Source organism: Olivibacter sitiensis DSM 17696 (assembly GCF_000427965.1).
Lineage (GTDB): Bacteria > Bacteroidota > Bacteroidia > Sphingobacteriales > Sphingobacteriaceae > Olivibacter > Olivibacter sitiensis.
In genome coordinates, this window is sequence record NZ_ATZA01000010.1 from 64,553 (window position 1) to 91,152 (window position 26,600).

Annotated in this window: 21 protein-coding genes and 1 tRNA gene; 11 read left to right on the forward strand and 11 right to left on the reverse strand. The window is 46.5% G+C overall.

What is annotated here, in order from left to right; translation table 11 throughout:
* Positions 1–8 precede the first annotated feature (8 nt).
* From A37S_RS0107380 to A37S_RS0107420, 8 genes are all read right to left on the reverse strand, one after another.
* Positions 9–1,202, reverse strand: a complete 1,194-nt coding sequence (locus tag A37S_RS0107380) for an ATP-binding protein (RefSeq protein WP_028296441.1) — start codon at positions 1,200–1,202, stop codon at positions 9–11.
* Positions 1,203–1,339: 137 nt separating this feature from the next.
* A complete protein-coding gene (locus A37S_RS0107385; protein WP_028296442.1) occupies positions 1,340–2,425 on the reverse strand; it encodes a DUF4407 domain-containing protein in 1,086 nt (361 codons plus the stop codon).
* Between the two features lie 24 nt (positions 2,426–2,449).
* Positions 2,450–3,760, reverse strand: coding sequence for a UDP-N-acetylmuramoyl-tripeptide--D-alanyl-D-alanine ligase (locus A37S_RS0107390; RefSeq protein WP_028296443.1), 1,311 nt, complete (start codon positions 3,758–3,760; stop codon positions 2,450–2,452).
* A 132-nt stretch (positions 3,761–3,892) separates the two neighbouring features.
* A complete protein-coding gene (locus A37S_RS0107395; protein ID WP_028296444.1) occupies positions 3,893–6,331 on the reverse strand; it encodes a TonB-dependent receptor in 2,439 nt (812 codons plus the stop codon).
* 190 nt (positions 6,332–6,521) lie between these two features.
* Positions 6,522–8,702, reverse strand: a complete 2,181-nt coding sequence (locus A37S_RS0107400; protein ID WP_169719455.1) for an outer membrane beta-barrel family protein — start codon at positions 8,700–8,702, stop codon at positions 6,522–6,524.
* Positions 8,703–8,731: 29 nt separating this feature from the next.
* Complete coding sequence (locus A37S_RS0107405; RefSeq protein WP_028296446.1) at positions 8,732–8,995, reverse strand: hypothetical protein; 264 nt, start codon at positions 8,993–8,995, stop codon at positions 8,732–8,734.
* Positions 8,996–9,334: 339 nt separating this feature from the next.
* Positions 9,335–11,017 (reverse strand): PspC domain-containing protein, encoded by a 1,683-nt coding sequence (locus A37S_RS23880; RefSeq protein ID WP_051292805.1) that lies wholly within the window; start codon positions 11,015–11,017, stop codon positions 9,335–9,337.
* Between the two features lie 26 nt (positions 11,018–11,043).
* The gene (locus tag A37S_RS0107420) at positions 11,044–11,379 is read right to left on the reverse strand and encodes a PadR family transcriptional regulator (RefSeq protein WP_028296447.1); all 336 of its coding nucleotides are present in this window, start codon (positions 11,377–11,379) and stop codon (positions 11,044–11,046) included.
* 301 nt (positions 11,380–11,680) lie between these two features.
* Here A37S_RS0107420 and A37S_RS0107425 point away from each other — a divergent pair, with 301 nt between their 5' ends.
* The 3 genes from A37S_RS0107425 to A37S_RS0107435 are packed head-to-tail and all read left to right on the forward strand — an operon-like array spanning position 11,681 to position 15,098.
* Positions 11,681–12,739, forward strand: a complete 1,059-nt coding sequence (locus A37S_RS0107425) for an aldose epimerase family protein (protein WP_028296448.1) — start codon at positions 11,681–11,683, stop codon at positions 12,737–12,739.
* Positions 12,740–12,756: 17 nt separating this feature from the next.
* Positions 12,757–14,427, forward strand: a complete 1,671-nt coding sequence (locus A37S_RS0107430; protein ID WP_028296449.1) for a sodium/sugar symporter — start codon at positions 12,757–12,759, stop codon at positions 14,425–14,427.
* Positions 14,427–15,098, forward strand: a complete 672-nt coding sequence (locus A37S_RS0107435) for a DUF2461 domain-containing protein (protein ID WP_028296450.1) — start codon at positions 14,427–14,429, stop codon at positions 15,096–15,098. Before A37S_RS0107430 ends, A37S_RS0107435 begins: the two co-directional genes overlap by 1 nt.
* On the opposite strand, the gene A37S_RS0107440 is transcribed toward A37S_RS0107435, so the two are convergent.
* From A37S_RS0107440 to mfd, 3 genes are all read right to left on the reverse strand, one after another.
* Complete coding sequence (locus tag A37S_RS0107440) at positions 15,095–15,655, reverse strand: NADPH-dependent FMN reductase (RefSeq protein WP_028296451.1); 561 nt, start codon at positions 15,653–15,655, stop codon at positions 15,095–15,097. The two genes, A37S_RS0107435 and A37S_RS0107440, sit on opposite strands and share 4 nt — an antisense overlap.
* Before the next feature lie 110 nt (positions 15,656–15,765).
* Positions 15,766–15,975 (reverse strand): DUF3820 family protein, encoded by a 210-nt coding sequence (locus A37S_RS0107450; RefSeq protein WP_028296452.1) that lies wholly within the window; start codon positions 15,973–15,975, stop codon positions 15,766–15,768.
* A 77-nt stretch (positions 15,976–16,052) separates the two neighbouring features.
* Positions 16,053–19,406, reverse strand: coding sequence for a transcription-repair coupling factor (gene mfd, locus A37S_RS0107455; protein ID WP_028296453.1), 3,354 nt, complete (start codon positions 19,404–19,406; stop codon positions 16,053–16,055).
* Positions 19,407–19,592: 186 nt separating this feature from the next.
* On the opposite strand from mfd, the gene A37S_RS0107460 reads away from it, so the two are divergent.
* From A37S_RS0107460 to A37S_RS0107495, 8 genes are all read left to right on the forward strand, one after another.
* A tRNA-Pro gene (locus A37S_RS0107460) sits at positions 19,593–19,666 on the forward strand.
* A gap of 221 nt (positions 19,667–19,887) precedes the next feature.
* Entirely contained in the window at positions 19,888–20,187 is a 300-nt protein-coding gene (locus tag A37S_RS27050) for a hypothetical protein (protein ID WP_157278496.1), read from the forward strand.
* Between the two features lie 639 nt (positions 20,188–20,826).
* A complete protein-coding gene (locus tag A37S_RS0107465; protein WP_028296454.1) occupies positions 20,827–21,156 on the forward strand; it encodes a hypothetical protein in 330 nt (109 codons plus the stop codon).
* A gap of 66 nt (positions 21,157–21,222) precedes the next feature.
* Complete coding sequence (locus A37S_RS0107470; protein WP_028296455.1) at positions 21,223–22,224, forward strand: ABC transporter transmembrane domain-containing protein; 1,002 nt, start codon at positions 21,223–21,225, stop codon at positions 22,222–22,224.
* On the forward strand, positions 22,214–23,572 hold the full coding sequence (locus A37S_RS0107475; RefSeq protein WP_028296456.1) for an HlyD family secretion protein: 1,359 nt from the start codon (positions 22,214–22,216) through the stop codon (positions 23,570–23,572). The genes A37S_RS0107470 and A37S_RS0107475 overlap by 11 nt, the downstream gene beginning before the upstream one ends.
* A gap of 6 nt (positions 23,573–23,578) precedes the next feature.
* Positions 23,579–25,027: a TolC family protein gene (locus A37S_RS0107480; protein WP_028296457.1), complete on the forward strand. Its 1,449-nt coding sequence runs from the start codon at positions 23,579–23,581 to the stop codon at positions 25,025–25,027.
* Positions 25,028–25,167: 140 nt separating this feature from the next.
* A complete protein-coding gene (locus A37S_RS0107490) occupies positions 25,168–25,644 on the forward strand; it encodes a hypothetical protein (protein ID WP_028296458.1) in 477 nt (158 codons plus the stop codon).
* 246 nt (positions 25,645–25,890) lie between these two features.
* The gene (locus A37S_RS0107495; RefSeq protein WP_084163790.1) at positions 25,891–26,592 is read left to right on the forward strand and encodes a DUF4397 domain-containing protein; all 702 of its coding nucleotides are present in this window, start codon (positions 25,891–25,893) and stop codon (positions 26,590–26,592) included.
* Positions 26,593–26,600: the final 8 nt, after the last annotated feature.

The window sequence follows — 26,600 nt, forward strand, 5'->3', positions numbered from 1 at the left end:
CTTGCCAACTAATAAAGCAGTCCAAATAGCCAGAGTGGGATCTTGTGACCGTTGCCTATTTCGATATCGTCTGCTGCCACGTAGGTATGGGGGATATCCGCAATCTGGCTAAAGTTTTTCTTGGCACCGCCTACTTCAAAAATGTATTGGTCGTCCACCGCAAAATCGCCTTTCTTGGCAAGATTTACTTGATGACCAGCATTGCGCAATTGGTTCACAAAGAAACTCTCGCGTATACTTCCCGCGTTTTTTGGCTGCGCGGAAATGGCGTGAAAGAGATTGGGATTGTCTAGCAACAATTTTCCCGGCTTTTCCAAAGGACCCAAGCCCTTGCCTTCCAAGTAGACGAGCTGCACCAGCTTCGCTTTCTCCAAGTAATGCAAATATTGGATCAACGTTCCCCTGGACATGCCGATGGTCTTTGCCAGTTCGGAAACATTGGGTTTGAAGGGAACCTGGGTAGCCAGGCTGGATAGCAGTTGGTTTATCTTGCGGATTTGCTGTTTATCGATGTCTTCGATAAATGCAAGATCGTAACCAATTGTGAGATTAACAACATTTGCCAATTGGTTCGGATAACCAGTTATGTCTTCTTTAAAGAAGGGATAGTATCCATAGCTCGTGTACTGTCCAAATAACTTAATGGGTTTTAGTGCAATGAACTTGCTTGCTATGGATACATGGTCCTTAAGCAGTTCTTCCAACGAAACGGCCGTTTGCTCAAAGCCATGTTCGAAGGTCAAAAATTCCCTGAACGAAAAGCCCGGCAGGTGATATACATGGGCCCTTCTGCTAAGGTCCACTTCTAGCGAAAGCATCTCCACGATCGATGAGCCTGTGAATACCAGGTGGATGTCTCGGTAAAAATCGTATAAGTTTTTCAGCTCACGGGCCCATCCTTCGTACTTGTGGGCTTCATCGATAAACAGGTATTTGCCTCCCGATTTTCGGAATGATTCGGCCGTTTCCGACAGGCTATGTGTGGCGAAATATAGATCATCCAAACTGATGTACAGCAATTCATCGGTAGGCAGGCCCATTTGTTTCATTCTTTGCAGCAGCAAGGTCGTTTTGCCTACACCTCTGGAACCGAGTACCCCAATGAGCCGATTTTCCCAGTTGATCTGCTGTAGAAGAGGCCGTTGAAAATTCATGTCCAACTGGCTCATGAGTATCGACGATTTTTCCTTTAAACTATCCATTTTTCTATATTGTTCTATACGAAAAACAAAAATAGATAAAAATGTTCTCATTAATGAACATTTTTATCTATTTTTGTTTGCTGGTCAGGACAACTTGACTAGTTTGTGGTCGTCTTGTAGAAACGGCAGAGCTTTTATCAAGCCTCCGTCAGCCGTTTTCTCTTGCGATCGAGCTTGGACTGGATGCGGTCTCCTTTGACGCCGTCGATGACGGATAAGGCAACGTCTTTGTCGGCATCGATATCGTGGAAGTCTATTTCCTTTCGCCTCAGTGAAGCGTAATCATATGCCCCGGTTGGACTCATCAGTTTTACCAAAACGGGCAGGCATTCGAAGAAAATAAACAGCAGGCTGATAAAGGTGATGGCATAGTACATGTTCTCGTTGGTAGACCCATCGGGATTTTGCTTGAGCTGGCCTAGCGCCTCATTTCTGTCGGCAAAACCCGCAAGGGTGGTAAGGCTATCGAGCTGACTGCCAGAAAGCATCTTTTCGTTATAGATGCCCTCAAAGTTCTTGAGGCTATCGAGCCTTGTCTCCTGATAAGCCAGTTGTTGCCTCAATTGTTCTAGATAAGTCTCCTTGTTGCGGAGGTCTGCTTCTTTCATCTTGGCATAGGGGCCGTAGCCCATTACGCCAGATGTCTCCTCGGTCTTGCTACCGAAGATTTCGAAATTGAGTTTTTTGCGATCCTCTTTGATAGCGCTTTCCAATGAGTCGCGCTGTGCCTTCATCTCTTGTGTTTTGGCAATTTCCAGCTGGTACTTGGAAGCAAAGGAATTGTTGAGCGTGTCTATCTTCACCCTTTGTTTCTTAAGGTAATTGACCTGCAACTGCTCCCTTATTTCCTTGTCGAAAATTTTCAGTTCCAACGGCCTGGAGATGACTATTCCAATCATGATGGCCAATAGGAGGCGGGGCAGGGCCTGAAAGAACTGCTTGTACCAGACACCGTTCTTGTCTATGGTAGAGACAATGTACCTATCCATGTTGAAGATGGCAAGCCCCCAAATTAACCCGAAGAGAACGGCCCAAAGCTTGGCAAAGCTGCTGCCACTGAAAACGAAATACATGGCATAGCCTCCAGATAGTGAAGCAAATAAAGCAGTAAAGAAGATGGTGGCACCTATGCCCACATATTTGTTATGCTCGGCCGGATATTTTGTCAGCGTGCCCGTATGCGCCCCGCTACAAAACCAAAAGAAATGCATGATTGCTTTCATGTGAAAAAATTAAATGGGCGCATATCATAAAAAGGGAACGACCTGCTCAAAGGCCATGCCCCGGGATGCTTTTAACAATACGAGTGAGTCTATGACGGGATGCTCTGCTAAATAAGTTTTTAGATGTGCGGTATCTTCAAAGAATAATGCTTGTTGGTCTTTCTCTCGCTGTTCGTAAAAAGCATGGCCGACATAATGGCGCTTACTGTTTTTTAGTTGCTTTGCTTGTGCTATAACGTGCTCATGCTCGTCATACGAGGCGTCTCCCAGTTCAAACATATCTCCCAATACGAGCGTTTTTTTATCTGCTTGCTGTATGTCGAAATTGGCAATAGCTGCGGCCATGCTGCTGGCATTGGCATTATAATAGTCGCAAATAACGGTATTGTTGTCCGTTTTCAGCAGTTGCGAGCGATTGTTGCTGGGCACATATTTTTGTATCCCTGCATTGATCTCGGAAACCGAAAGCCCGAGCTTCCTCCCGATACTTATCGCCGCCAATATGTTCTCTAGGTTATAGGCGCCGGTTAATTGTGACTCCACGGCATGGTACCTATTGGGATTTGTTTTTTCTGCCCATTCCAAATGCAGCGTGGGCTGTGCCTGTATGAGCTGGCCGTAGAGATCATTTTCCGTTGCGGTGCCGTAAGTTACGATCTCGGCAAATGACCTAGATTGCGCCATTCCTCGAAGATGGGCATTATCCTGTTGTAAGAAGAGGCAACCCTGATGTGCTGCCAGCCAATCGTACAGTTCTCCCTTCGCCTTTTTTACCCCTTCAAAGCTGCCAAAGCCCTCGAGGTGTGCCTTGCCCACATTGGTAATGAGGCCATGGGTAGGCTGGGCGATCTGGCAGAGAAAAGCGATCTCTCCCACGTGGTTGGCACCCATTTCAATAATGGCAATCTCCGTTTCCGGTTTTATCGAGAGGAGCGTGAGCGGTACGCCAATGTGGTTGTTCAGGTTGCCTTGGGTGGCTTGTGCGTTGTAGTGCTGGCTAAGCACGGCATATATCAGCTCCTTGGTGGTAGTCTTGCCATTGGTACCGGTAATGCCAATGAATGGGATGGTCAATTGCCGGCGATGCCATGTAGCAAGCTGCTGCAGGCACTGCAAGACATCGTTTACTAAGATAAACCGTTCGTTTATAGCGTATTTTTCTTCATCTATTACCGCATAAGCTGCCCCCGCCTCTAGTGCCTTATCTGCAAAAGCATTGCCATTAAAATTGGCTCCTTTCAGTGCAAAGAATAGGCTGTCTGGCGATATTTTACGCGTGTCGGTGCAGATAGTCGGATGCTCTTGAAAAATCCTATAAATTGACTGTATATCCATTGTCATTGTTTATTGGGAGCTAAATTACGGCTCTTGGATGGCTTTATGCAGTGGTGATTAAAATTTTTTTCTTAACTGAAAAGAACCGCTGGCATCTCACGACGGCAGCGGCTCAAACACACATAAAGATTTTTATTTACCTACGCGGCTTTTCTCATCGCTTTGGCTTTCTCTCCTTGGTCCACCTATTTTCGTGTTTCCGAAGTTATAGGTGAACGTGAGTCTGGCAATACGCGTTTCATTGTTTTGCCGGATCATCACGTTGAGATTAGCATAGTCCGTAGAGACATTTTGTATCCTTGTATTGAATATATCGCTAATGGCCAATTTTAGGTTGGCTCGTTTGTTTAACAGGGATTTGTTTAAGCCCGCGTCCAATGCCCATTGGCTCCCTATATGGTATAAGCTATAACGTAGGCTGGACTGATAGTTCAAGGTAGCTTCTGCCCTGAAGGTAGGCGTTATGTTGAGGGTATGGCTACTATTGAGCTGCAGGGCATATTGCCCATAATCCAAGGGCCCGTTTGGCAGGTTGGACTTAAAGCCCAGATAAAAGCCTGTGATGTTGGTATTGGAACTCCACACTTTGCCAGCGGCAATAGGCGCATTGAGGTTGACGAAGTAGTTGTTCTGTTCGGCCAAATTCTCGCGTGTGAGGTAAGTGCTCTTTGTTTCATCGTCCTGTATCATCATCTCGGCGATGACATCCGTGGTACGTGAATAGCCGCCAGACAGGTTATATCTTTTATATAATGTATAGTTTAGTTCATAAGAGTGCGTGTACTCGGGAGTCAGGTAAGGATTGCCTTGTTCCGAAGTGTAATTGTCCAGGAAGTACTGGAAAGGATTGAGGTTGCCATAGTTTGGACGATTGATCCTTTTGCTGTACGACAGGCCTAGCTGATGGTTCTCGCTCAGGTTCTGCGTGACCGATAAGGTCGGAAAGAAATCGAGGTAATCTCTTTTGACGCGATTTTGTAAGGTGACGGAGTTACCATCGGAAATGGTATTTTCTGCCCTTAAGCCGATTTTCACGTCTGTTTTGCCGAATTGTTGCCCATAGCTGGCATATGCGGCTAGTACTTGTTCGTCATAAATGAAATGATTGGATCTGGAAGGGATGTTTTGCCAATCTTGGTTTTCCAGCTCCTCGAAGGTCATATCGTTATCTGTCTTTACATGGCTTATTTTTACGCCTGTTTCCAATTTGCCCTTTTTGCCAATGGGATGCGTGTAATCTGCCTTGGCCATTTGGATATCGACAATGGAAGGCATAATGCTACGCAAGAAGAGCGGAGATTTAAGGGCACTTTCGTCTGGATAATAGAAGTAGTTGTTGTATTGCGCGTTATTCTTGCTGTCAAATCTTGAGATATCTCCTTCTACGACCAGCTTTTTTCCCAGCGTGTCTATGTTGAACGTGTTGTTCACATTGAAAGAGATGGTGTTATAGCGTTCGCCAAAAGTGGTTTGGGTATCCAAGATGGAGTCCAAGGGTCGATTGAAAGACCCGATGTTGGTGATGTTGTCATTGTTGTCGGTATTTCTATTGTTTATGCCGGAGACCTGAAGGCTGATGGTATTTCTGCTAGAGGAGTTGAAGTCGATGCCAGCCCGATAGCTGTGCCCTCTTCTGTTATTGACAAATAGGGAATGTTGATCGAATCTGGTGAAGTCGCTTCCGCCGCCGACTATCCGATCGATACCGATATCCTGTTGCCTTTTGTTGTCGAGGTAACTGTAATTTCCAAACAGGTTGAACTTGCCAGATTTGTGGTTCAGCGTAAGTGATGTGTTTGATTTGTGGTGATCGCCATAGCCACCACTTAGCGTGAGCGTGCCATTTGTACCAGACAGACGGTTTTTCTTCAGTTTGATGTTGATGATGCCCGAGCTTCCGGCGGCATCGTATTTGGCTCCTGGGTTTGTAATCAACTCGATAGACTGTAGGCTATTGCCGTCTGTAGAGCGCAACAGGTTGGCCAGTTGCTGTGCCGAGAGAAAGGTTTGCTTGCCATCTATCAAGACCGTCACCCCTTGCTTGCCCATAAGGCTGATGTTGTCATCCTTATCCAGGGTGATGCCGGGAGAACGTTGCAATACTTCCAGTGCCGAATTTCCGGCGGCAAGGGTAGTGTTCTCTACATTGACAACCAAGGCACCGTCCTTACGCTCCACCATAGGCGTTTTGGCCGTTACCGTGACCTCGGCAAGTGATTGTGCTTCCGCTTGCAGGATGATTTCCGGTACTTGTATTTGTTGTTGCCCGTTGACTTCGATAGGCAAATAGGTTTTCTTATAGCCTATCATGCTGGCGGCAAGGATGTATTTCCCCTTTTTGATCTGCGATAGGACATATGTTCCTTGCTCGTCGGCATAGCTGGAGCGGATATGGGAAGAGTCGGCCGCGTTTAGTAGGCTCACGGTGGCAAAGTCTATGGGAGCCTGCTTTTCGTCCTTTATGCTGCCTTTCAGTTCGGCGGTGTTTTCTTGGGCCGGAGCATTGCCGCTATAAAAGAAAAAGCCTGTCAGGAGGCCAAACAGGCCGATTTTGGTAAAGTGTCTTTTCATCAATTGTTTTGTGTTTATATATATCGCGTTCATTGTTTTTTTGTCTATGATTCAAATGTCGCTACTCCTATTGTCTCTTAAAATGACAATTAGGCGAGGGACTGTTAGTTTTCGGTAAACACCCAGATTTTCTAGGTAAAAATGGCCGCTGGCATCTCACGACGGCAGCGGTTCAAAACACGCATAAGATCTATTTACCTACGCGGCTTTTTTCGCTATTATCTATGTCGCGCTGGCTGTTTTTTAGCTTTTGATTCCCGAATCTGTAGGTGAACGATAGACGTAGCACCCTGCTTTCCTCCCGATGCAGGTTCCAAAAGTTGAGGTTGGCATAGTTTGTGGAAGCCGTATAAGGCATTTTGTAAAATATGTCGGTCAGTACCAGTTTGATGTTTGCCCGCTTGTCCCATAGCGATTTATTGACTCCAAGATCCAGCCCCCAATTGGAACCAATCTTATAGATACTCCAGCGCAAGGGCGATTGGTACTTGAAATTGGCTTCCAACCTCAGAGTTTCATTAATGTTGAAGGTTTGGCTGCTATTCAGCTGGATGCCTAGCTGCTCAAAATCGATGGGGGCCTCGGGAATATCCGCTTTATATGCCATGTATAATCCATTGATATTGGTGTTGCTGTTCCACCAATTGCCTATCTCCACGGGGATATTCAGGTTGACAAAATAGATCAACTCCTTTGCGATATTCTCATAGGTCACCCTTGTTACGCTGGTCTGGTCATCAAGGTACATCATTTCTCCCACCATATCCCTTGTCTTTTGAAAGCCCGCACTTAGGTTGTATCTTTTCTTTAAGGAATAGTTCAGCTCATAGGAGTCGGTAAATGAAGGATTGAGGAAAGGATTGCCCTGAATATACGTATAAGGTTCTATGTAATAGATAAAAGGGTTGAGATTGCCATAGTTAGGCCGGTTTACCCTTCGGCTATAGGATAGGCCGATGCTCTGCTGCTCCGATAATTGCTGATTGACGGAAATGTTGGGAAATAGGTTGAGGTAATCGCGCTTGTTGCGTTGCTGGGAAGTGACGGAGTGTCCGTCCGAAAAAGTATGTTCCATCCGCAGTCCAGCTTGAATATCCGTTTTATTGAACTTTTGGCTATAAATAGCATAGGCAGCGCTCACCCTTTCCGTATATACAAACCTGTTGGAACGTTCGGCATCCTGTTCCCAGCTTGCGCCACTATGAATGAAGAAGCCCATGTCGTTATCACTCTTCACGTTGCTGTATTTGCCGCCAAATTCCAGTTTTCCCTTTTTGCCCAAAGGGTGTACATAGTCTATCTTGGCCGTTTGGATGTCTATGGTAGAAGGCATTGTGTTTTGTATCCATTCGGGATCGCGGAGTGCGGTACCGTCTGGCAGGAAATAGTCGTTCAGATAATAATTGTTGGTATTGTCCTCAAAGCGGGCCATATCCACTTCCGTTGTCAGTTTTCTGCCATTGGTGTCCACGTTGAAGGTATTGTTGACGTTGACGGAAATGTTCTTGAACCTGTTAAGCCCGTCAGTTTGGGTCGTCAGGGTAGAGTCTATCACATGGTTTACGTCCATGATTTTGCTGTTACTCATGGAATTGTCTGCCGTTCTCGAGAAGTATCCCGAACCGAGTATGCTTAGCGTGTTTCGTTCACTGGTTTGATAGTCTATGCCTAGCCTGGCATTGTGCGCCTTGCGTGTATTTTGGAAAGTGGCCAGCTGGTCAAAAATCTTCAGTGCATCGCCCTGCCCAGCCGTACGGTAAAGATCCATGTATTTACGATACCCGTTGTCCGTATAACTATAGGAGGTATATACGTTTGTTTTTCCCTGTTTGTAGCTTAGATCAAAAGAATTGTTGGACTTGTGCGTGCGGCCGTAGCCACCGCTCAAGTTGACGGAGCCGTTGATTCCTTCGAGCTTGTTTTTCTTCAGGCGGATGTTGATAATGCCCGCCGTACCGGCAGCATCGTATTTTGCCGATGGATTGGTATTGAGTTCGATGGATTGTATGTTGCTGCCATCCATGCTCTTGAGCATATTGGCGAGTTGTTCTGCCGAGAGGAAGGTTTGCTTGCCGTCTATCATGACGGTTACCCCCTGGCGGCCCATAAGGCTGATGTTGCCATCCTTGTCCACGCTCACTCCTGGCGAACGGGTGATGATATCCATAGCGGTATTGCCCGCGGCGAGCGTGGAGTTTTCCACATTGACCACGAGGGCGCCGTCTCTGCGCTCTACAGTAGGTGTTCTGGCGGTGACGGTTACTTCTGCCAGCGATTGTGCTTCTGGCTCTAGCATGATTTCCGTGAGTTCTATTTGCTTTTGCTGACCATTCACTTCCAGGGGAAGATAGGTCTTTTTATAGCCTATCATGCTGGCCATGAGGATGTACTTTCCTTTTTTTACTGCCGGATCACGAAATTACCCTGCTCATCGGCATAGCTGGAACGTATGTGGGAAGAATCGGCAGCGTGGAGTAGGCTTAGGGTAGCGAAGTCAATGGGGCTGTGCTTTTCGTCCTTTATGCTTCCTTTTACATCTACCGAACTTTCTTGCGCAAAGAGAACATTGCTCGACAGTAGTACGTATAACAGCAATGCCACTTGCCCAAGTTTGGTAAAATGCCTTGCCAAGATGTATTTGGAGTTTATGTATGTCGTGTTCATAATACTGTATTTATGACTCAAAGGTCTTTCATCTTTTCGCCTTTTGAAATGACAAATAGGCAAGGACTAACCGCGTGTCGGTAAACGGCACCTTTTTTTAGGTGAAATTTCCTTACACGCATTTTTCTTGGTCATTTATGTGCCTTTCTCTTTTTTGAAAAGGACATAGCCATTCCCTTAAGGCCTGTTTTGGCCTTTTCGGGAGTGTTTATAAATCTGGAAAGGGATTGGAAATAGAAAGCCAAATGCCTTTTTATTGGCATTTGGCAATACGCCATCTCCTTTCGATACTATGGAGTAGACGTGTTTTTGTCTATAGAGGTTGCAAGGTAGAGGAAATTAATTTTCTAGCTGTACTTCAAGTTTAATGGAGTCCACATTTAGTTTGATGGAATCTAGGCCTTCAAATTCTTCCTTTGTCACCTGCTCTTTTGAGCACCTTAATCCGCTGTCGGTCATCACCCATTCCGTATATCCGGCATAGTCATCACCGTATCTATCTCGGCATTGGTTGGTGGGCAGGTCCCAAATGTTGCGTTCGCAATCGCGAGATAGCAATAGTTTGCTGCCCACGGGAAAGCGCAGAGTAACTCTTCCTATCTGCTCGCGGAGAATCTCCTCTTTGGGAATCTGGATATATTTGTCGATAAAGATTTTGTCCCCTTCTTGCTTGACAAGGTGTTTTATATTAGAGGCTCTTTCTGCTGCGACTTTTGCCGTTTTGCCCTTTGCCGAGAACTCTTGGGTCACGGTCGGATTTTGCCCCTCGACGGCCTTGTCGATATAAATATAGGCTCTGGGCCTATAGCCCCAGTTGTTTCTCAACTTTATCCTTTTTGTTTTTATTCGTTTTAGCTCTGATGATATTTCGCTATCTATCCAATTTTCCTTGGTGTCCAGTGAAGTGGAGTCTTCGCCGTAGAACGGTACGAATCCTTCTACATCACCCATTTCCAGCACATAGGTTGGGCTGAGCTGCAATGGGATTTCCTCTTCTATCTGAGCCTCTTCCTTAAAGTCCTGCACGGTATTGATTACCATGCCTATCACTACACCCGTGGAGATAAGCCATACAATGAGCAAGGTATAACTAAGGTAACTGCTGATGGGCGCTTTGTTGAACACCACGCGAATAGTGAGAAAAGTGAGTGCCAGAAAAGGGATGGCAATCATGAAAAATGCTGCGAATGCTGTGGTGGCGAACCATTTTGGTTCGACAAATTTGAGAGGAAAGTCGCCGTCAACCGGCCCTCCAGAGATGAGCAGTACAACTAGGCCTACTATAAGGGAGGCTACGGTAAGGCCAAACGAAATCAAGAGGAATACACCTAATATTTTAAGAAGCACCATCCCTACCTTTGTTATGCTATCGCCCAGGTTGTCCATATTGTTGCTTTTGGGGTATGGTGTATAGTTGAAACCGCTCTCACGTTCTTCTTCAAAACTACGTTTGAAGTTGTGCAGGTTTGCTTCTTCCCCGCGCATGGCCATGCGGTCCGCACGTGTCCTCGCCTCTGGAATAATTATCCATAGGATGAGGTATAGCAAAAATCCTGTACCGCCAACGAAGAAGATGAGCAAGAATATAAGTCGTACCCAACGCGACTCCATATCGAAATAGTGCCCCAATCCGGAACATACACCTCCAAATACCTTATCGTCGGGATCACGCATCAATTTCTTGGATCCAGTGCTGGCAAAAGGAGTGTTCGGTTGGCCGCTTTCATTGAAGTACGTAGATTGTTCATTGTCACTCCCCAGGTCAAAGTCCTCTACCTTGCCCATCTGGGCACATACTTCTTGCACGTCCGTAAGGGTAATCACTTCTTTCTTGCCACTTTGTATCCGTTCATTGAACATTTCTGCAATACGGTTTTCTATATCGGCAATTATTTCATTGCTTCCTTCCGTAAAAGCGAAGTGCTTTTTGATGTCGATCATGTAGGATCGAAGTATCTCGTAGGCGTCTTCTTCTATGTGAAAGACGAGTCCGTTTATATTGATGATAATGGTCTTGTTCATAGCTATGGATTGTTTTTATTCGGTATCTAAATTTTTGTCGATTCTGTGGAGGTTTCTACGGCATATGTGAGCTCTTCCCATGTTTTGTTGAGCGCCCGGAGTACTTCAAGCCCAGATTCCGTTATTTGGTAGTATTTCCTTGGCGGGCCCGAGGTAGACTCCTTCCAATTGTAGCTCAAAAGGCCGTTGTTCTTTAAACGTGTCAATAAAGGATATAAGGTGCCTTCCACTACCAGCAATTTTGCCTTCTTTAGCTCGCCAATGATGTCTGAGGCGTAGATTTCACCTCTCGAAATGATGGCCAAGATACAAAATTCCAATATCCCCTTTCTCATTTGGGTCTGTGTATTTTCTACTATCATAATGCAAAGATATATGTTTAGTTTAGTATTATGCAATACATAGTAGTATATATTTTTAATATTAGTTAGTAATATTCTGTTAGACAGTTGTTTAAAATTAATTTTTGTTTTCGGCAGGTACAGATGGTGCGCTTGCTTACGCATAGGAATCTATTTGAAGCTCACGGCTAATGGGGGTGATTTTAATTTTTTACTTTTTGTTTTTGACTTTTCAAATACTTGTCAATTTTACAATTAGTGTCAAAGTATAGGAAAATAGAGTTTAATAATTATATTTACCTCCGCTATCATCAGTACATGAATGAAAGAGCCTAACTTATCAGATTTTAAACAGAGATTCGGGGAAAAATCATCCGCATTGATTATACTGAAAAACAGTAGGGGCGTAGTGCTTTCGCTATGCAATTACGGTGCGCGTATCGTAAGCCTATCAGTGCCAGATAAGGACGGTAAATCCACCGACGTCGTTTTGGGTTTCAATCATATTCAGGATTATTTGCAGGCGAGCGAGCGCTATTTTGGTGTTACGGTGGGGCGCTATGCCAACCGGATAGCCAAAGGTTCTTTTCGTTTAGGTGAAAGGGAATACCGATTGGACAAAAACAACGGGGACAATTGTTTGCATGGAGGCAGGGAAGCTTTTCAGGACAAAATCTGGGACAGACAGGTAAATAACCCCAACAGAGTAGCTTTTTATTACGTGTCGTCAGATATGGAAGGAGGCTTTCCCGGTACACTACGTGTATGCGTGGAGTTTGAGCTGACGGACAGCAATGAAATTATTATAACCTATCAGGCTAGGAGCAATAAAGACACGGTCATTAACCTGACAAACCATGCCTATTTTAATCTAAATGGTGAAGGAAATGGTCTTGTGGATGAACATATCGCTTACTTAGCCGCGTCAAGGTACCTTCCAGTCGATGAGCATCAGATACCCACAGGGGATATATTAAATGTAGCTGGTTCGGCATTTGATTTCTTGAAAGAAAAAGCGCTGGGAAAAGACTGGTCCTCCGAGGAGCAAGTAAATCGGGTGGGTGGGTATGACCATTGTTTCGTGTTGGACGAACGGGTGAACTCTGCTGAGCAAGTGGCAGCGCGTGTGACCTCACCCGATAGCGGAATATGCCTGGAAGTGCTTACTACGGAACCTGGAATACAATTGTATACGGGCAATTCGCTGGATGGCAAAGATGTAGGCAAATCTGGAAAGGCATATGTGAAACACAGCGCTTTTTGCCTGGAAACCCAGCATTTTCCCGATAGTCCTCACCACGCCCAATTTCCTTCTACCTTCTTGCCTGCGGGAAAAGAGTTTGTTTCAAAGACAATATATAGATTTAGTGTGATCAAATAACCAAACTTACGCAAAGTATGAAAACCTTACATAGTACCGATTATGTTGTTTTTTTGTTTTACTTCCTGATAGTGGCTTTCTATGGCTACTGGGTCTATCAGCGTAAGAAAAGCATTACTCCCGATTCCAAGGATTATTTTCTGGCAGAAGGCTCACTCACCTGGTGGGCTATTGGTGCTTCGCTCATTGCTTCCAATATCTCGGCGGAGCAGTTTATAGGCATGAGCGGTTCGGGCTTTAAGATGGGACTGGCCATTGCGGCCTATGAGTGGTTAGCGGCTATTACGCTCATTATCGTCGCGGTATTTTTCATACCGGTATATCTTAAGAATAAGATCTACACCATGCCACAGTTTCTCAACCAACGTTATAACGGTACTGTGAGCATCGTGATGGCGGTGTTTTGGCTCCTGCTCTATGTGGTAGTCAACCTCACTTCGATCCTTTATTTGGGTGCCTTGGCCGTTTCTACCATTTCGGGGCTCAATTTTAACGTTTGTATTGCCGGCTTGGCCATCTTTGCCATCGTCATTACCTTGGGGGGGATGAAGGTAATAGGCTTTACGGATGTGATACAGGTCTTCTTCCTCATCTTGGGAGGCTTAGCCACCACCTATATTGCGCTCAATTTAGTCTCTGATCACTTTGGAACCACTGGTGCCCTGAAAGGACTTGGATTGATGTATGATAAGGCTCCCGACCATTTCGAGATGATCTTTGGGAAGGACAACGAGAATTACCTTGACCTTCCCGGGCTTTCGGTGCTTGTTGGGGGTCTATGGATCGTCAACCTCAACTATTGGGGCTGTAACCAGTACATTACGCAAAGGGCATTGGGTGCCGACCTGAAGACAGCGCGCAACGGTCTTCTTTTTGCGGCAGGGCTCAAGATGTTAATGCCACTTATCGTCGTACTGCCTGGTATTGCGGCGTTCATCTTATACAGGGAAGGGTATTTTCAACAGGAAATGCTGCAAGATGGAAGCGTCAACCCCGATCATGCGTACCCCGTACTGCTCAATCTGCTTCCTACTGGACTGAAAGGACTTTCCTTTGCGGCGCTTACCGCGGCGGTAGTAGCATCTCTTGCGGGCAAGGCCAATAGTATTGCTACGATTTTCACCTTAGACGTCTACCAAAAGATATTCAATCAAGGGGCTTCCGAGCGGAAATTAGTTAACGTGGGCAAACTGACGATCATTGTTGCGATGTTGTTGGCAATATTGATATCACCTTATATGGGTATAGACAAAAAAGGGGGATTCCAATACATTCAGGAATATACTGGATTTGTGTCGCCCGGGGTCTTTGCCATGTTTATCATGGGCTTCTTCTGGAAGAAGACCACTTCTTCCGCGGCTCTGTTTGCCACCATTGCAGGCTTTGCGCTTTCCGTATTTTTCAAGGTGCTGCCCAATTATGCCGATTTATCCTTCCTTTATCCCATCGGTTTTGCAGTGCCCAATGCGGAGGGTATTTATGAAATTGCTTTTATAGATAGGATGGCCATCGTGTTTGCAATATGTATCATCTCCATGATCGTTATTAGTGTTTGGGAAAATAAACGGGGCGTAGTACCCAAGGGACTTATCGTGGACACGAGCATGTTTAAGGTACATACCGGGTTTGCCGTGGGAGCCCTGTTGGTCATTGGAGTGGTAGCGGCATTATATACTTTGTTTTGGTAATGGCAATAGCAAAAGAAACACTAGCATTTTTAAGAGATCTTCGTGAGAACAATAATCGGGAATGGTTTGAAGCAAACCGTTCCCGCTATGAACTGGCTTGGCAGAACATGAAGGATTTTGTGGGCGAGCTCATTATCGCCCTTTCCAAGGTAGATCCCTATATCCATGCCGATATACCCGTTTCGAAGTGCGTGTTTCGCATCTACCGCGATACGCGGTTCAGTAAGGACAAAACGCCCTATAAAGAATGGTTGGGGGCGGGCATCTCCACGGCAGGGAGAAAGCTGGCTGGGCCTGAATACTACCTGCACATCTCGCCCGGGCAAAGTTTCATTGCGGGAGGATACTGGCGACCCGAAAAAGAGCATCTAGCGGCCATCAGGCAGGAAATAGACTATAACGAACAGGAATTTCGAGACATCGTAGAGGAAACAACCTTTCTAAAGGAGCTAAAAATGGATACGGAGGATACACTTAAGAAAGCGCCGGCGGGCTACCAACCAGACCATCCTGCCATTGATCTATTGCGGTTGAAAAGCTTTACGGCATCCAGCCCATTGAGCGATGCCGATATAAGCAGCAAGGAGGCAATAGAGCGGATCGTAGGAAAAGGCGCTGCCATGCTAGATTTCAAGATGTTCCTGCACCGCGCCATAGGGCAAGAAGCTTAGCTTCTTAGCGCCTTTAGTGCTTCATGTAGCTTCGCCAGCTCGGCAAACATCACTCCCGCGGCCCTTTCGTTGGCTTCGGTAGCGGCAAAGCCACCATCCTCATTTAGTTGCTTGACAAAGTTGGGGAGTATCAGCCCGTCAAAGGCAAACATACGGAGCATCTGTACCACCTGTTTGAGTTGTTGTGCGGAACGTGTGCCACCCGCGATACCTCCATAGCTTACAAAGGCCACAGGTTTGTAGGCCCATTCTTTCACGAGGTAGTCGATGGCATTTTTGAGCGGTGCAGGCATGCCATAATTGTATTCAGGAGTGACGAAGATAAAGGCATCGGTCCCGTTTATTTTTTCGCTCCAGTCCTTGGTATGTTGCTGGGTATAGCGCTGTAAGCTGGGATGTTCCGGTTCGTCCATAAAGGGAAGGTTCACCAGGGCGAGGTCTATGAGTTCCGTTTCAAAAGTATTGTGTTTTTTTGCCAGGTCAAACACCCAATTGGCTATGGCAGGGCCTTTGCGGCCGGGTCTTGTGCTTGCTATGATTATTTTTAGCTGAATCATGATGCTTTTTTAAATGGACAACAAAGGAGGCAGGCGCATTGTTCTCACAAATTATGCGAATCCCGCGGAGACGCCAAACCGCAAAGAGAGCGTCGTGGAGGGCAGTGCTATTACTTAATCAGGGGTTTCAGCAAGTATTCCAGACCATTGAGCTTAATCTCGTACATGGTGGACAGCAGCATTCCCAGCTTTCCTTTTGGAAAACCTTGCTGATGAAACCATACCAGATAGCTTTCCGGCAGCCTGTAGATAGGCCAGTCCTTGTACTTGCCAAAGGGCATTTTGTAAGTGATGAGGTCGGTAAGTATCTCTGGGTTCATTTTTGGGTTGTACGTTTTAAGTGCTAAGTAGTAAATTAAATTGCTCGGTGGCCACCTACAAATTTAAAACTTATAACTCACAACTTAGAACTTAGAAAGGTCATCTCCTTCAACAGCCCCACGGCCTCATCCACGCTACCTACCCTTTCAAAGGCGATGCGCAGCGAGCCTTTCACTTCTTTCAGGTTGCAAATGGATGGATTGCGCTGCACGAAAGACAAGACCTTGCCGAAGGTTTCGCTCTCAAAATAAGAAGACTGCTTTTGTCCTACGAAATAGCCGCGGAGAACATTTTTCTTGTAGGAGATTTTCTCAAAGCCTATTTTCTTGCCATACCATTGCAGGCGCAGGGTGCTCAACAAGGTGTCTACCTGCTGGGGTACAGGACCGAAGCGGTCTTCCAGCTTTTGCCTGAAAGCATCGATATCCGCCTCGTCTTTCAGCTCGCTCATTTGGCTATAGAGGTTATAGCGTTCACCTATGTTGGTCACGTAATCGCTGGGTATCAGCACTTCCAGATCGGTATCTATCTGGGTGAAGTACACGTAATTGCGGTCTTTATCTTCTTGGAAAAGGCCCTCAAACTCATCGTCCTTGAGTTCTTGTATGGCCTCGTCCAGTATCTTGTGGTACATCTCAAAGCCTATCTCGGCAATGAAGCCGCTCTGCTCGGCACCCAGCAAGTTACCGCTGCCGCGGATATCGAGGTCGCGCATGGCCACGTTGAAACCACTTCCCAGATCGCTGAACTCCTCAATGGCGCTTAGCCGTTTGCGTGCCTCGGAGGTGAGCGTAGATAAGGGAGGGCTGAGCAGGTAGCAGAAGGCCTTCTTGTTGCTCCTGCCCACGCGGCCACGCATCTGGTGCAGGTCGCTAAGGCCAAACATGTGGGCATGGTTGATGATGATGGTATTGGTATTGGGTATATCAAGCCCTGCCTCAATGATGGTCGTAGCGACAAGTACGTCAAACTCATGGTTGATGAATTTGAGCATCACGTCTTCCAGGTCGTCGCCCTCTAGCTGGCCATGGGCCACGCCACAGCGGGCGTTGGGTACCACCCGGGTGATCATAGCGGCAAGTTGCTTGAGGTCCTGTACCCGGTTGTGGATGAAAAATACTTGGCCGCCACGGTCTATCTCGTAGGCAACGGCCTCCTGTATCAGCTTCTCGTTGAATACGTGGAGCTCCGTCTGCACGGGTTGCCTGTTGGGGGGCGGCGTGTTGATGATGCTAAGGTCGCGTGCTCCCATGAGTGAGAAGTGCAGGGTGCGGGGGATAGGTGTTGCCGTCAGCGTCAAGGTATCCACATTTACGCGCAAGGCTTTCAGCTTTTCTTTCACACCTACGCCAAATTTCTGTTCCTCGTCTATGATGAGCAATCCCAGATCCTTGAACTTCACGTCCTTGCCCACCAGCCTGTGCGTACCGATGATGATGTCTAGCTGACCACTGGCCAAATTGGCTAGGGTTTCCTTGATCTGCTTGGAAGTCTTGAAACGGTTGATATAGTCGATGTTGCAAGGCAAGCCCGCCAATCGTTCCTTGAAAGTGCGGTAATGCTGCATGGCCAAAATGGTGGTGGGTACCAGTACGGCTACCTGTTTGCTATCGGCCACAGCCTTGAAAGCGGCACGCACGGCTACCTCGGTCTTGCCAAAACCCACATCGCCGCACACCAACCTGTCCATGGGATGCGGGTCTTCCATATCGCGTTTCACGTCTGCCGTGGCTTTTTCCTGGTCAGGCGTATCCTCGTACTGAAAAGACGCTTCCAGCTCGTATTGTAGGTAACTGTCTGGAGAGAAGCTGTTGCCCGTTTGGGCTTTGCGCTGGGCGTAGAGCTTAATCAGGTCACGGGCAATATCCTTAACTTTTTTTTTAGTGTTTTTTTTTAGCTTATCCCAGGTGTCGGTGCCCAACTTGTTCATCTTGGGCACGGTGCCATCTTTGCCAGTATATTTGCTGATGCGGTTCAGCGAGTTGATGTTCACATAAAGCAGGTCATTATCTGCATACACCAAGCGGATCATCTCCTGCTGCTTGCCGTTGACCTCCACTTTTTCCAGACCGGCATATTTGCCTATGCCGTGGTCTATATGGGTGATGTAGTCGCCCGGCTTCAGTTCGCGCAGTTCTTTCAGTGTGATGGCTTCCGAACGAGTATAGCCCTTCTTGAGCTTGTACTTGTAATAGCGATCGAATATCTGGTGATCGGTATAGCAGGCCAGCTGAAGGGAATGCTCTACGAAGCCCTCTCTCAGTGGTGTACTTATGGAGGTAAAGTGGACGCTTTTGTCCATATCCTCCAGGATGGTGTATAGACGCTCTATCTGCTTGGGGTTATCGCTGAAGATGAGGTTCACTATCTTCGCTTTTTCATTTTCCTTAAAATTGTGTATCAACAGGTTAAAATCCTTGTTGAAAGAGGGTTGAGGTCGTTGCTCAAACTGGAAAGAGGCCGATGGCGTATAGAAAAATTGCTTGCCAAACTCCACAAGGGCATAATCGTGCAGCATATCGCCCAGCATCTTGTCGTCACTGAAGGCATATCGGGGGTCTATCCAATCCGGATTGGCCTGTCTTTCCTCTGATGACAGCGCTTTCCACAGTTTAGTGGCGTTGGCATAGCCCTTGCGCACTACATCTAAGCCAAAAGCTACATCCTTTATCCATAGGACGGCTCCAGCCTCAACATATTCCAGCAGGGAGATGTTGTTCTCGGTGAGGAATTTGGATTGTACATTGGGTACGATGGTCACCGTATGGATTTTCTGTACGGAAAGCTGGCTTTCTATATCGAAAGTACGGATGCTTTCCACCATATCGCCAAAGAACTCGATGCGGTAAGGCAGGTCATTGGAAAAGGAGAAAATGTCCACGATACCGCCGCGCACGGCAAACTGCCCGGGCTCATACACAAAATCTACGCGTTCGAAGTCATACTCTACCAGAAACTCGTTGATAAAGTCGATATCCAGCTTGGCATTGATGCTGATTTCGAGTGTGTTTTTGCTGAGCTGATCGCGGTTGATCACTTTCTCGGCCAAAGCCTCGGGGTAGGTCACCACTATTTTGGGCAGCTCGGAAGTATGATTGAGCGCATTGAGCGTTTCTGCCCGCTGCAGTACATGCGCGCTATCCGTCTGTGTAAAATCGAAGGCCTTGCGATAGCTGGAAGGGAAGAAGAGCACCGCGCTATCCATCAGGTGTTCTATGTCGCTCATAAAATAAGCGGCTTCTTCATAGTCTGCCAGCACGAATATATATGGCCGTTCCTGAAGTTTGTAGGAGGCTACGGCCAAAAAAGTATCGGCAGAGCCGATGAGCCCTTTGGCATGCACCTTGGGGGTTTTGCCGTTCAGGCTACCGGTGAAGTCGATCACCGTCTTGTTGCCCTGAAATTTTTCTAATAGATCTTTTACTACCACTGTCGGCGCAAAGATAGGGATTATTGGATTCAGAATAAAACAAGCATTCGTTATCTTAGATATAGCCCATTTTTGTAGAAAGGCGCCAGAATCTTGCTTTGCAGGCTTGTTCCGCGCGCGAAGTGATTTTATTTTTTGCGGATGATTGAAAAAAGCGTAAATTTGCCTTCCCAAATCAAAAAGAAACGGGATGTAGCGTAGCCCGGTATCGCGCCAGCATGGGGTGCTGGAGGTCGTCGGTTCAAATCCGGCCATCCCGACACATAGACACCAAAAGTCGGCAAAACCCCTTAAATCATATGATTTAAGGGGTTTTTTCTTTTTTGCCTTCATAGACATCACACACTAGCTACAGGAGCTTGCTGTACCCGACAAGTCCCCGGCCCCAAGCATCGTCCGATACGGAAAAAGGATAGGCTCAACGGTGTCCAGCATAAAAAGAAAGCAAGACGGAGAAAGGAGATAGTCCCATATCGTCGTATTGAATCTATTAGATACGACGATATGGGACTATCTCCTTTTCAACACTACCAGAGATTCGCTTATCATCAAGGAGTTCCCGTTTGGCGAGACTTTCCGTTCGAGCCAAAGGCCGAATATCACCGACAGGTACGATGGCAAAATAAACGAGGTCACTATCTCGCGAAAATATGAAAGGATATTCTATTCGGCAGACATTATAATTGCAGTCAGTACTGCCAATGGTGGATATTTTCACCTTAATGGTAAGTTTAAGGGATCAAGAATGGGCCAGACAAGCAGTAAGGTAAGCGTACATTGAATTGACATCCTGTTTTTATAGTTCCCCGATCTTTGCAAGTTTGTATATGCCGTCAATTGAAATCGGCCATTATTGACATGTCCGTTTATCTTCCATCCATATAATGCCCCAAAGCCGATCTCCATTCGGTCTCCATTCCATCTCCATTCAGGGGCTATCCCGCTATAGTTCGGGAAAAAGCCCCAAAAACGGCCTTTTACCGAACACCTACCGAACTAATATGGGCAAAGAGCGCACTATGTATTAGATGTGAGACATGAGATTAGACCATCGTGCGACGCTTGAAAGTCTTTCTGAAAGGTAAAACATTCATAGCAGCAAGGATAGCACGCTACACTACCCCCTTTGGGGGGCGCGGTGGCATTGAGCATTAGGAGGGGGAGGCCGTACACGCAACTGTCTCCTTTCCCCCCAGCCGCAAGAGCCTTTTTTACTTTACTTTACTTTCGCATTTGCAAAGAAAGTAAAAGCTTTGGCGTGAAGGCCGGGAAGGAAAGAGCGCAAGGATAAGAATTGAGCGTTGATACGGTATGGTTATTCGATTTCTTTTGGGTCTATTTTAAAAAAATAGCTATCTTTTTATTCAGAATTAACATTTGGGTGACATCTTCGTGTCGTTTTGGAAATTATCTTTGCATCATGATGCAGATATTCAGGCATGTTTTGGTTTACAGGTTTCTTTGCTTATTACTGATAAGCATTTTTTCCCTCAAAACGGGCGGGTCCGTCGTTACCCTTAAGCCTAGCAAATACCTGCTGAGCTTCAAAGTATGTGCGGATTCGGAAAAAGAAGAAAAAAAAGAATCCGAAAAACCATTTAAGAGCTTGGATTACCTTGTCACCGGCGAAAGCCAGGCGGAGTGGATGACCGGAAGCGACCTAAGAGCAACTAGCCAATTGCACGATTGCTCTTATCAGATGGATCATTTCGGCTCCGTACCATCACCCCCTCCAGACCAAATGGCCTAATTCTCTCCTTTAGTTTCGGCAGCGAAAACTTCGTCTGCAAAATATTTTATTTAATCTAATCTTCTTATGATGAAAGAACATGGAGGTCCTACGCCCTTGCAAAGGCTTATAGCCTTATTGCATCCAGAGCGCAGAACCATAAACTATATTTTCTTATACGCCATTGTAATTGGCATTTTTAGTCTCAGCATCCCGGTGGGCATAACGGCTGTATTTAACCTGCTCAGCAACGGAGCCATGTATGGGTCTACCTATATTCTTATTATAGTAGTCATTGCTGGGGTGGTTATTGGCGGTAGTCTGCTCATTGGCCAGCTCAGCTTGGTGGAGTACCTGGAGCAAAAGATCTTCCTGAAAACTTCCTTGGAGTTTGCTTACCGCCTTCCCCGCATTAAACGCTCCGAACTGGAAGGCGAAAACCTCGTCGAACTGGTAAATCGTTTTTTTGATGTGGTCGTTATCCAAAAAGGCATCATCAAACTTTTGATCGATATCATTGCGGCTATTGTCACTGTTTTCTTCAGTGTGGTGTTACTGTCCTTTTACCATCCTGTATTTATGACATTCGGCCTGGTAATCATCATCATCGTGACCCTTATATTGGTGGTCTACTACAAGCGTGGCCTGCTTACCAGTATTGAGGAGTCGGAGCATAAATACGAGACGGTGGCCTACCTGGAAGAAGTGGCCGCGGATATCGATACCTACCGTGGAAATGAAGAACTGATGAAAAAAGTCGTCGTAGACACGGATCATATTACGAGCAAGTACCTGAGAGCCAGAAATGAACATTTTTCTATTCTGAAACGATTCTTTGCGGGATCGGTGTTGATACGCACCCTGCTTTTCGGTGCCATGTTGCTCTTGGGGTCTTATTTTGTGATAGAAAGGGAAATGACCTTTGGCCAGTTTGTGGCTGCCGAGGTAGTGATTGTTCAGATAGGTTATGCCATAGAGAAGCTGTTGACCAACCTGAATACCATCTTCGATATGCTGACTGGAACGGTCAAACTTGCCGTTATTACTGATCTAGAGCTGGAAGAGGAGGGCACGCGTCATGGGAAATAAAGCACACTTAGCTCCGAAACTCCCGAAATGGGAAGAACTGTCGAGCTCGGGGCGCTCGCAACTCCTGAAAAACAAGGGGCCTTTTTTGCTTGGCCGCATTTTAATGGTCGCGATTCTGATATTTGTCATTATCCTGTTTTTGCCTTGGCGGCAGACCATTCCCGGTAGGGGAACGGTGACGGCACTTCGGCCAGAAGATCGTCCGCAAACCGTTCAGAACCAAATTGGTGGGCGTATTGAGCGCTGGGCCGTCAAGGAGGGAGCAGAAGTGAAAAAGGGAGATACCATCTTGGTCATTTCGGAGACCATGCAATCGTACTTCGACCCCGACTTGCAGCTCCGCCTAAATGAACAGCTTTCCGCAAAAGTAAGCAGTGAAGAAGCCGCCGATCAGAAAATGAATGCTACGAAGGCACAAATAGATGCGCTAACGAGCGGCTTGCGCTACCAGCTGGAGGCCGCACAAAACAAGGTGGCACAGTCCCGCAACTTGGTAAAGATAGATAGTGCCGACTTGGTGGCCATAGAAAGTTTTTTCGAAACAAGCAAAGCACGTGTGGAGCGCTATGAGCAAGGGTATAAAAATGGTCTTTTTTCGCTTACAGACATTGAAACGCGTCGCCTCAACCTGCAGAACGATCAGGCAAAAGTAGTGAGCGCACAAAACAAGCTGATCAATTCTCGGCAGGCATTGACGAATGCGATTATTGATCTCGATAATATTCGGGCGAAATATAACGAGTCTCTCGCCAAGGCACAGTCAGACATGAGCTCGGCCTTATCCAGCAAGGCATCTGCACAAGGAGATATCGCGAAGCTACGGAACGAGATAGCCAATTTTGACGTGCGCCGGGGCCTGTATGTGGTTCGGGCTCCCCAAAATGGGTATGTCGTCAAAACACTGAAAGCAGGTATTGGGGAAAATATCAAGGAAGGAGAGTCGATCGCCACCTTACAGCCTAAGACACCCTTGATGGCGGCCGAGCTGTATGTCGATGCCATAGACGTGCCATTGATCATCAATGAAAGTGAAGCACGTCTTCAGTTTGAAGGCTGGCCATCGGTGCAGTTTTCTGGCTGGCCGGCAGTTGCCGTGGGCACTTTCTCGGGTACGGTGACCGTCATAGATAGGGTGAGTAGCCCCAATGGTAAGTACCGCTTGCTGGTACGTCCAACCGATCCGGTTCCGGATAAGGACGAACCTTGGCCCGAAAAATTGCGCCTGGGCTCCGGCGTATTTGGTCGGGTTATTCTCGATGCTGTACCCGTTTGGTACGAGATATGGCGGCAGCTTAATGGCTTTCCGCCCAGCTTGGAAAGGGAACCGAAAACAGATGAAGGAGGTTAGCGACTTATGGCAATAAGAAAAATGATCATTCTGCTGATAGCCTTATGTGCCTTGCCGGCAATGAACAAGGCACAGGAAAACAAAGGGGATTTCGAATTGAAGGAGTTTACTCTTGGCGACCTTGAGGAACTGCTGATGGCCCATCACCCTGTGGTAAAGCAGGCAAAACTATTGAGTGAGGCCGCACGAGCCCAGGTGGCGCAGGCACGGGGAAATTTTGACCCGGCATTGAAGGCCGCTTTCAGCAATAAATACTTCGGAAACACGAATTACTACAATGATTGGAACAGCGAGCTGAAGATACCCATATGGTTGGCAGGGGCAGACCTAAAGGTGGCCTACGATAGAAATGTGGGGGCACGCACCAATCCTCAGACCGCGACTTCCACGTCGGGACTGTCGGGAGTAGGTGTCAGCATCCCCTTAGGTCAGGGCTTCATTATCGATAATCGTCGTAGTACGCTGTGGCAGGCAAAGGCAATGCTAGGATATGCCGAGGCGGAACAGGTAAAGCAGATCAATGCCATTTGGTTTGCCGCAGTGAAAGACTATTGGGACTGGTACTATGCCTACCGCCAATATGAGCTTCTACAGGAAGGCGTGAAACTGGCTGAAACGAGGTTTAATGCCATCAGCATGCAGACGGTTTTGGGAGATGCACCTGCCATCGATTCGGTAGAAGCCGCTATTACGGTGCAGGAACGCAAAATCGAGCTGGCTAAATACACAGTCGATCTCAAAAACAGCCGATTGGTACTGTCCAACCACTTATGGGACGAAAATCAGCAACCCTTGGAATTGCCTGACTATGCCATACCGGCAACCGTTGATACTGCACTGTTGCAGCCCGATCCGACGATGCTCAGCAGCCTGCTGGACCAGGCACAAGAACAACATCCCGAACTGTTGAAATTGGAAAGTAAGAGACAGCAACTGGACATCGAGGAAAAATACCGCAAGGAACTGCTGAAGCCAAAGCTGAATGTAGCCGGAACGCTCATCTCCAGTCGCAGGAACTTGAACGAGTCTATGCCATATCCATACGATTTCAATTGGAATAACCACAAGCTAGGCTTTGAATTTGCCTTTCCACTGTTCCTACGCGCAGAACGCGGCAAGCTGAAGGAGGTGAGACTTCGGCAGGAAGAGCTGCAGTACGATCAGCTCATCACCGGGCGCAGCATAAACAACGATATCACCACCAAGTACAACGACCTTACGGCGTACAGCAATCAGTTGCAACTACAAGTGCTAAGCATCAATAACCAGCAGGTGTTGCTCAATGGTGAACAGCAGAAGTTTGAGCTTGGAGAAAGCACGTTGTTCATCATCAACAATAGGGAAAGTAAGTTGATTGATATGAGAATGAAACGGGAAGGCCTGATAACGAACTATAATAAAACCCTTGCCGAATTGTATTATAAAGCGGGGACTAGGTGGCAAGGGGATAAATGATAAGTTGTAAGGCATTGTTTGTTAGGGATATATGTTGGAAATCTTCTTTGCTTTTTTGGCAGGAATTTTGCTGCAAGAGGGCGCTTGGATTTGCCTTTGAGCATGTCCTAGGCATATTGTTTAACTAATATAAAACGTATATGAAAAGACCAATTTTATCTTTATTAGCATTGCTAATGCTTGTTTTAGGCGCTGGGGAGTTGAAGGCGCAGTACCGCACCGCTCTTGGACTTGGTATCGACTTAGGCGATGGGCAAACATTGGTAGGGCCTCAAGTAAAACATTTTTTCAATGCGAAAGATGCTGGAAATGTGCAGCTATTGTTTGCGGACAACCATATCGTGCTTGGTGCAGACTACTCTTACAATCAGCCGGTAACTGGTGCGGAAGGACTCAATTGGTACGTGGGAGTCGGCCCACAGCTGAGCTTTATTGACCTGGGCGACTTTGGCAATGAAACGTATTTTGCCATTCGTCCAGCATTGGGTTTGGAATACAAGATTCCTACGGCCCCAATAGGGTTTCATTTCGACTGGAAGCCTTGGTGGAATTTGTCCAATAATTCCAATTTTGAAGCGGCGCGATTTAGCATAGGGTTCAAGTATGTTTTGAAATAGATCTCGTATCGTTTATACAGCATGAGTAAGGAGAGGCCTGTGTTTATCGCAGGCCTCTCTTTTTGTATGGGTTAAGTGACAAGCAGGTATATATTGCAAAATTTTAAATTAATTGTAGCTAATCCATCTCAAAGTTCGTCTTATGTTAAAAAGCCATCATGCACAGCATTGTTTTTTGCTGCTAGTAGGAAGCTTGGTGAAGAGTCAATGTATATGGTGAAAGTGCTTTTTGGAATATAAGATAATATGAAAAGTAAGATACTAAAAATGATATGTGGCCTGGCACTGGGCAGCCTAGTGTTAAGCGGGTGTTTGAAAGATAATGATGGTGTAACGGAATATCCCGTAGCTGGATTGTATTTGTATAATGCCTATACGGGCTCTTCCGGACTTGCCGTCCGTTTGGGCCAGAACGTGGTAAGGGATGTCTATAATCCTTTGGTCTACAAAAATGCGGCATATGTAAATGCTTACAGCGGCAATCGCAATCTGATTTTTTATACCAATTCGAACAATTCATTGGTAGATACCACGGTAACCCTGCAACAAGGTGTTTATTATACCGCTTACGCTTATGGCGTGGAGGATAGCCCAAAGCTGGTTATGACCAAAGACGTCACGATAGAGGAACTGGGCGAAAATGCTAGCGCGGTTCGTTTCTTCAATTTGGCCGCAGGTACAGGGGCCGTTTCGTTGACCATAGGTGATGAGGATAGTCCTTCATTTGTTAACAGGCCTACGGAAACTCAGGAAAGCACCACGGCCAATGAGGCTTTTGAAGCAACCATGGGCGGAAATTATGTCTTGCAGGTGAGTAATGCCGCTGGCGAAACGATCGCTAGAAGGGAAGGTGTAACCTTGGCAAATGGAAAGTACTATAGCATTATATTGGTGGGAATAAGCGGTGATACCAATATGCCTCTGAATATAGAGGTAATGAGCTATTAAGATTGTCT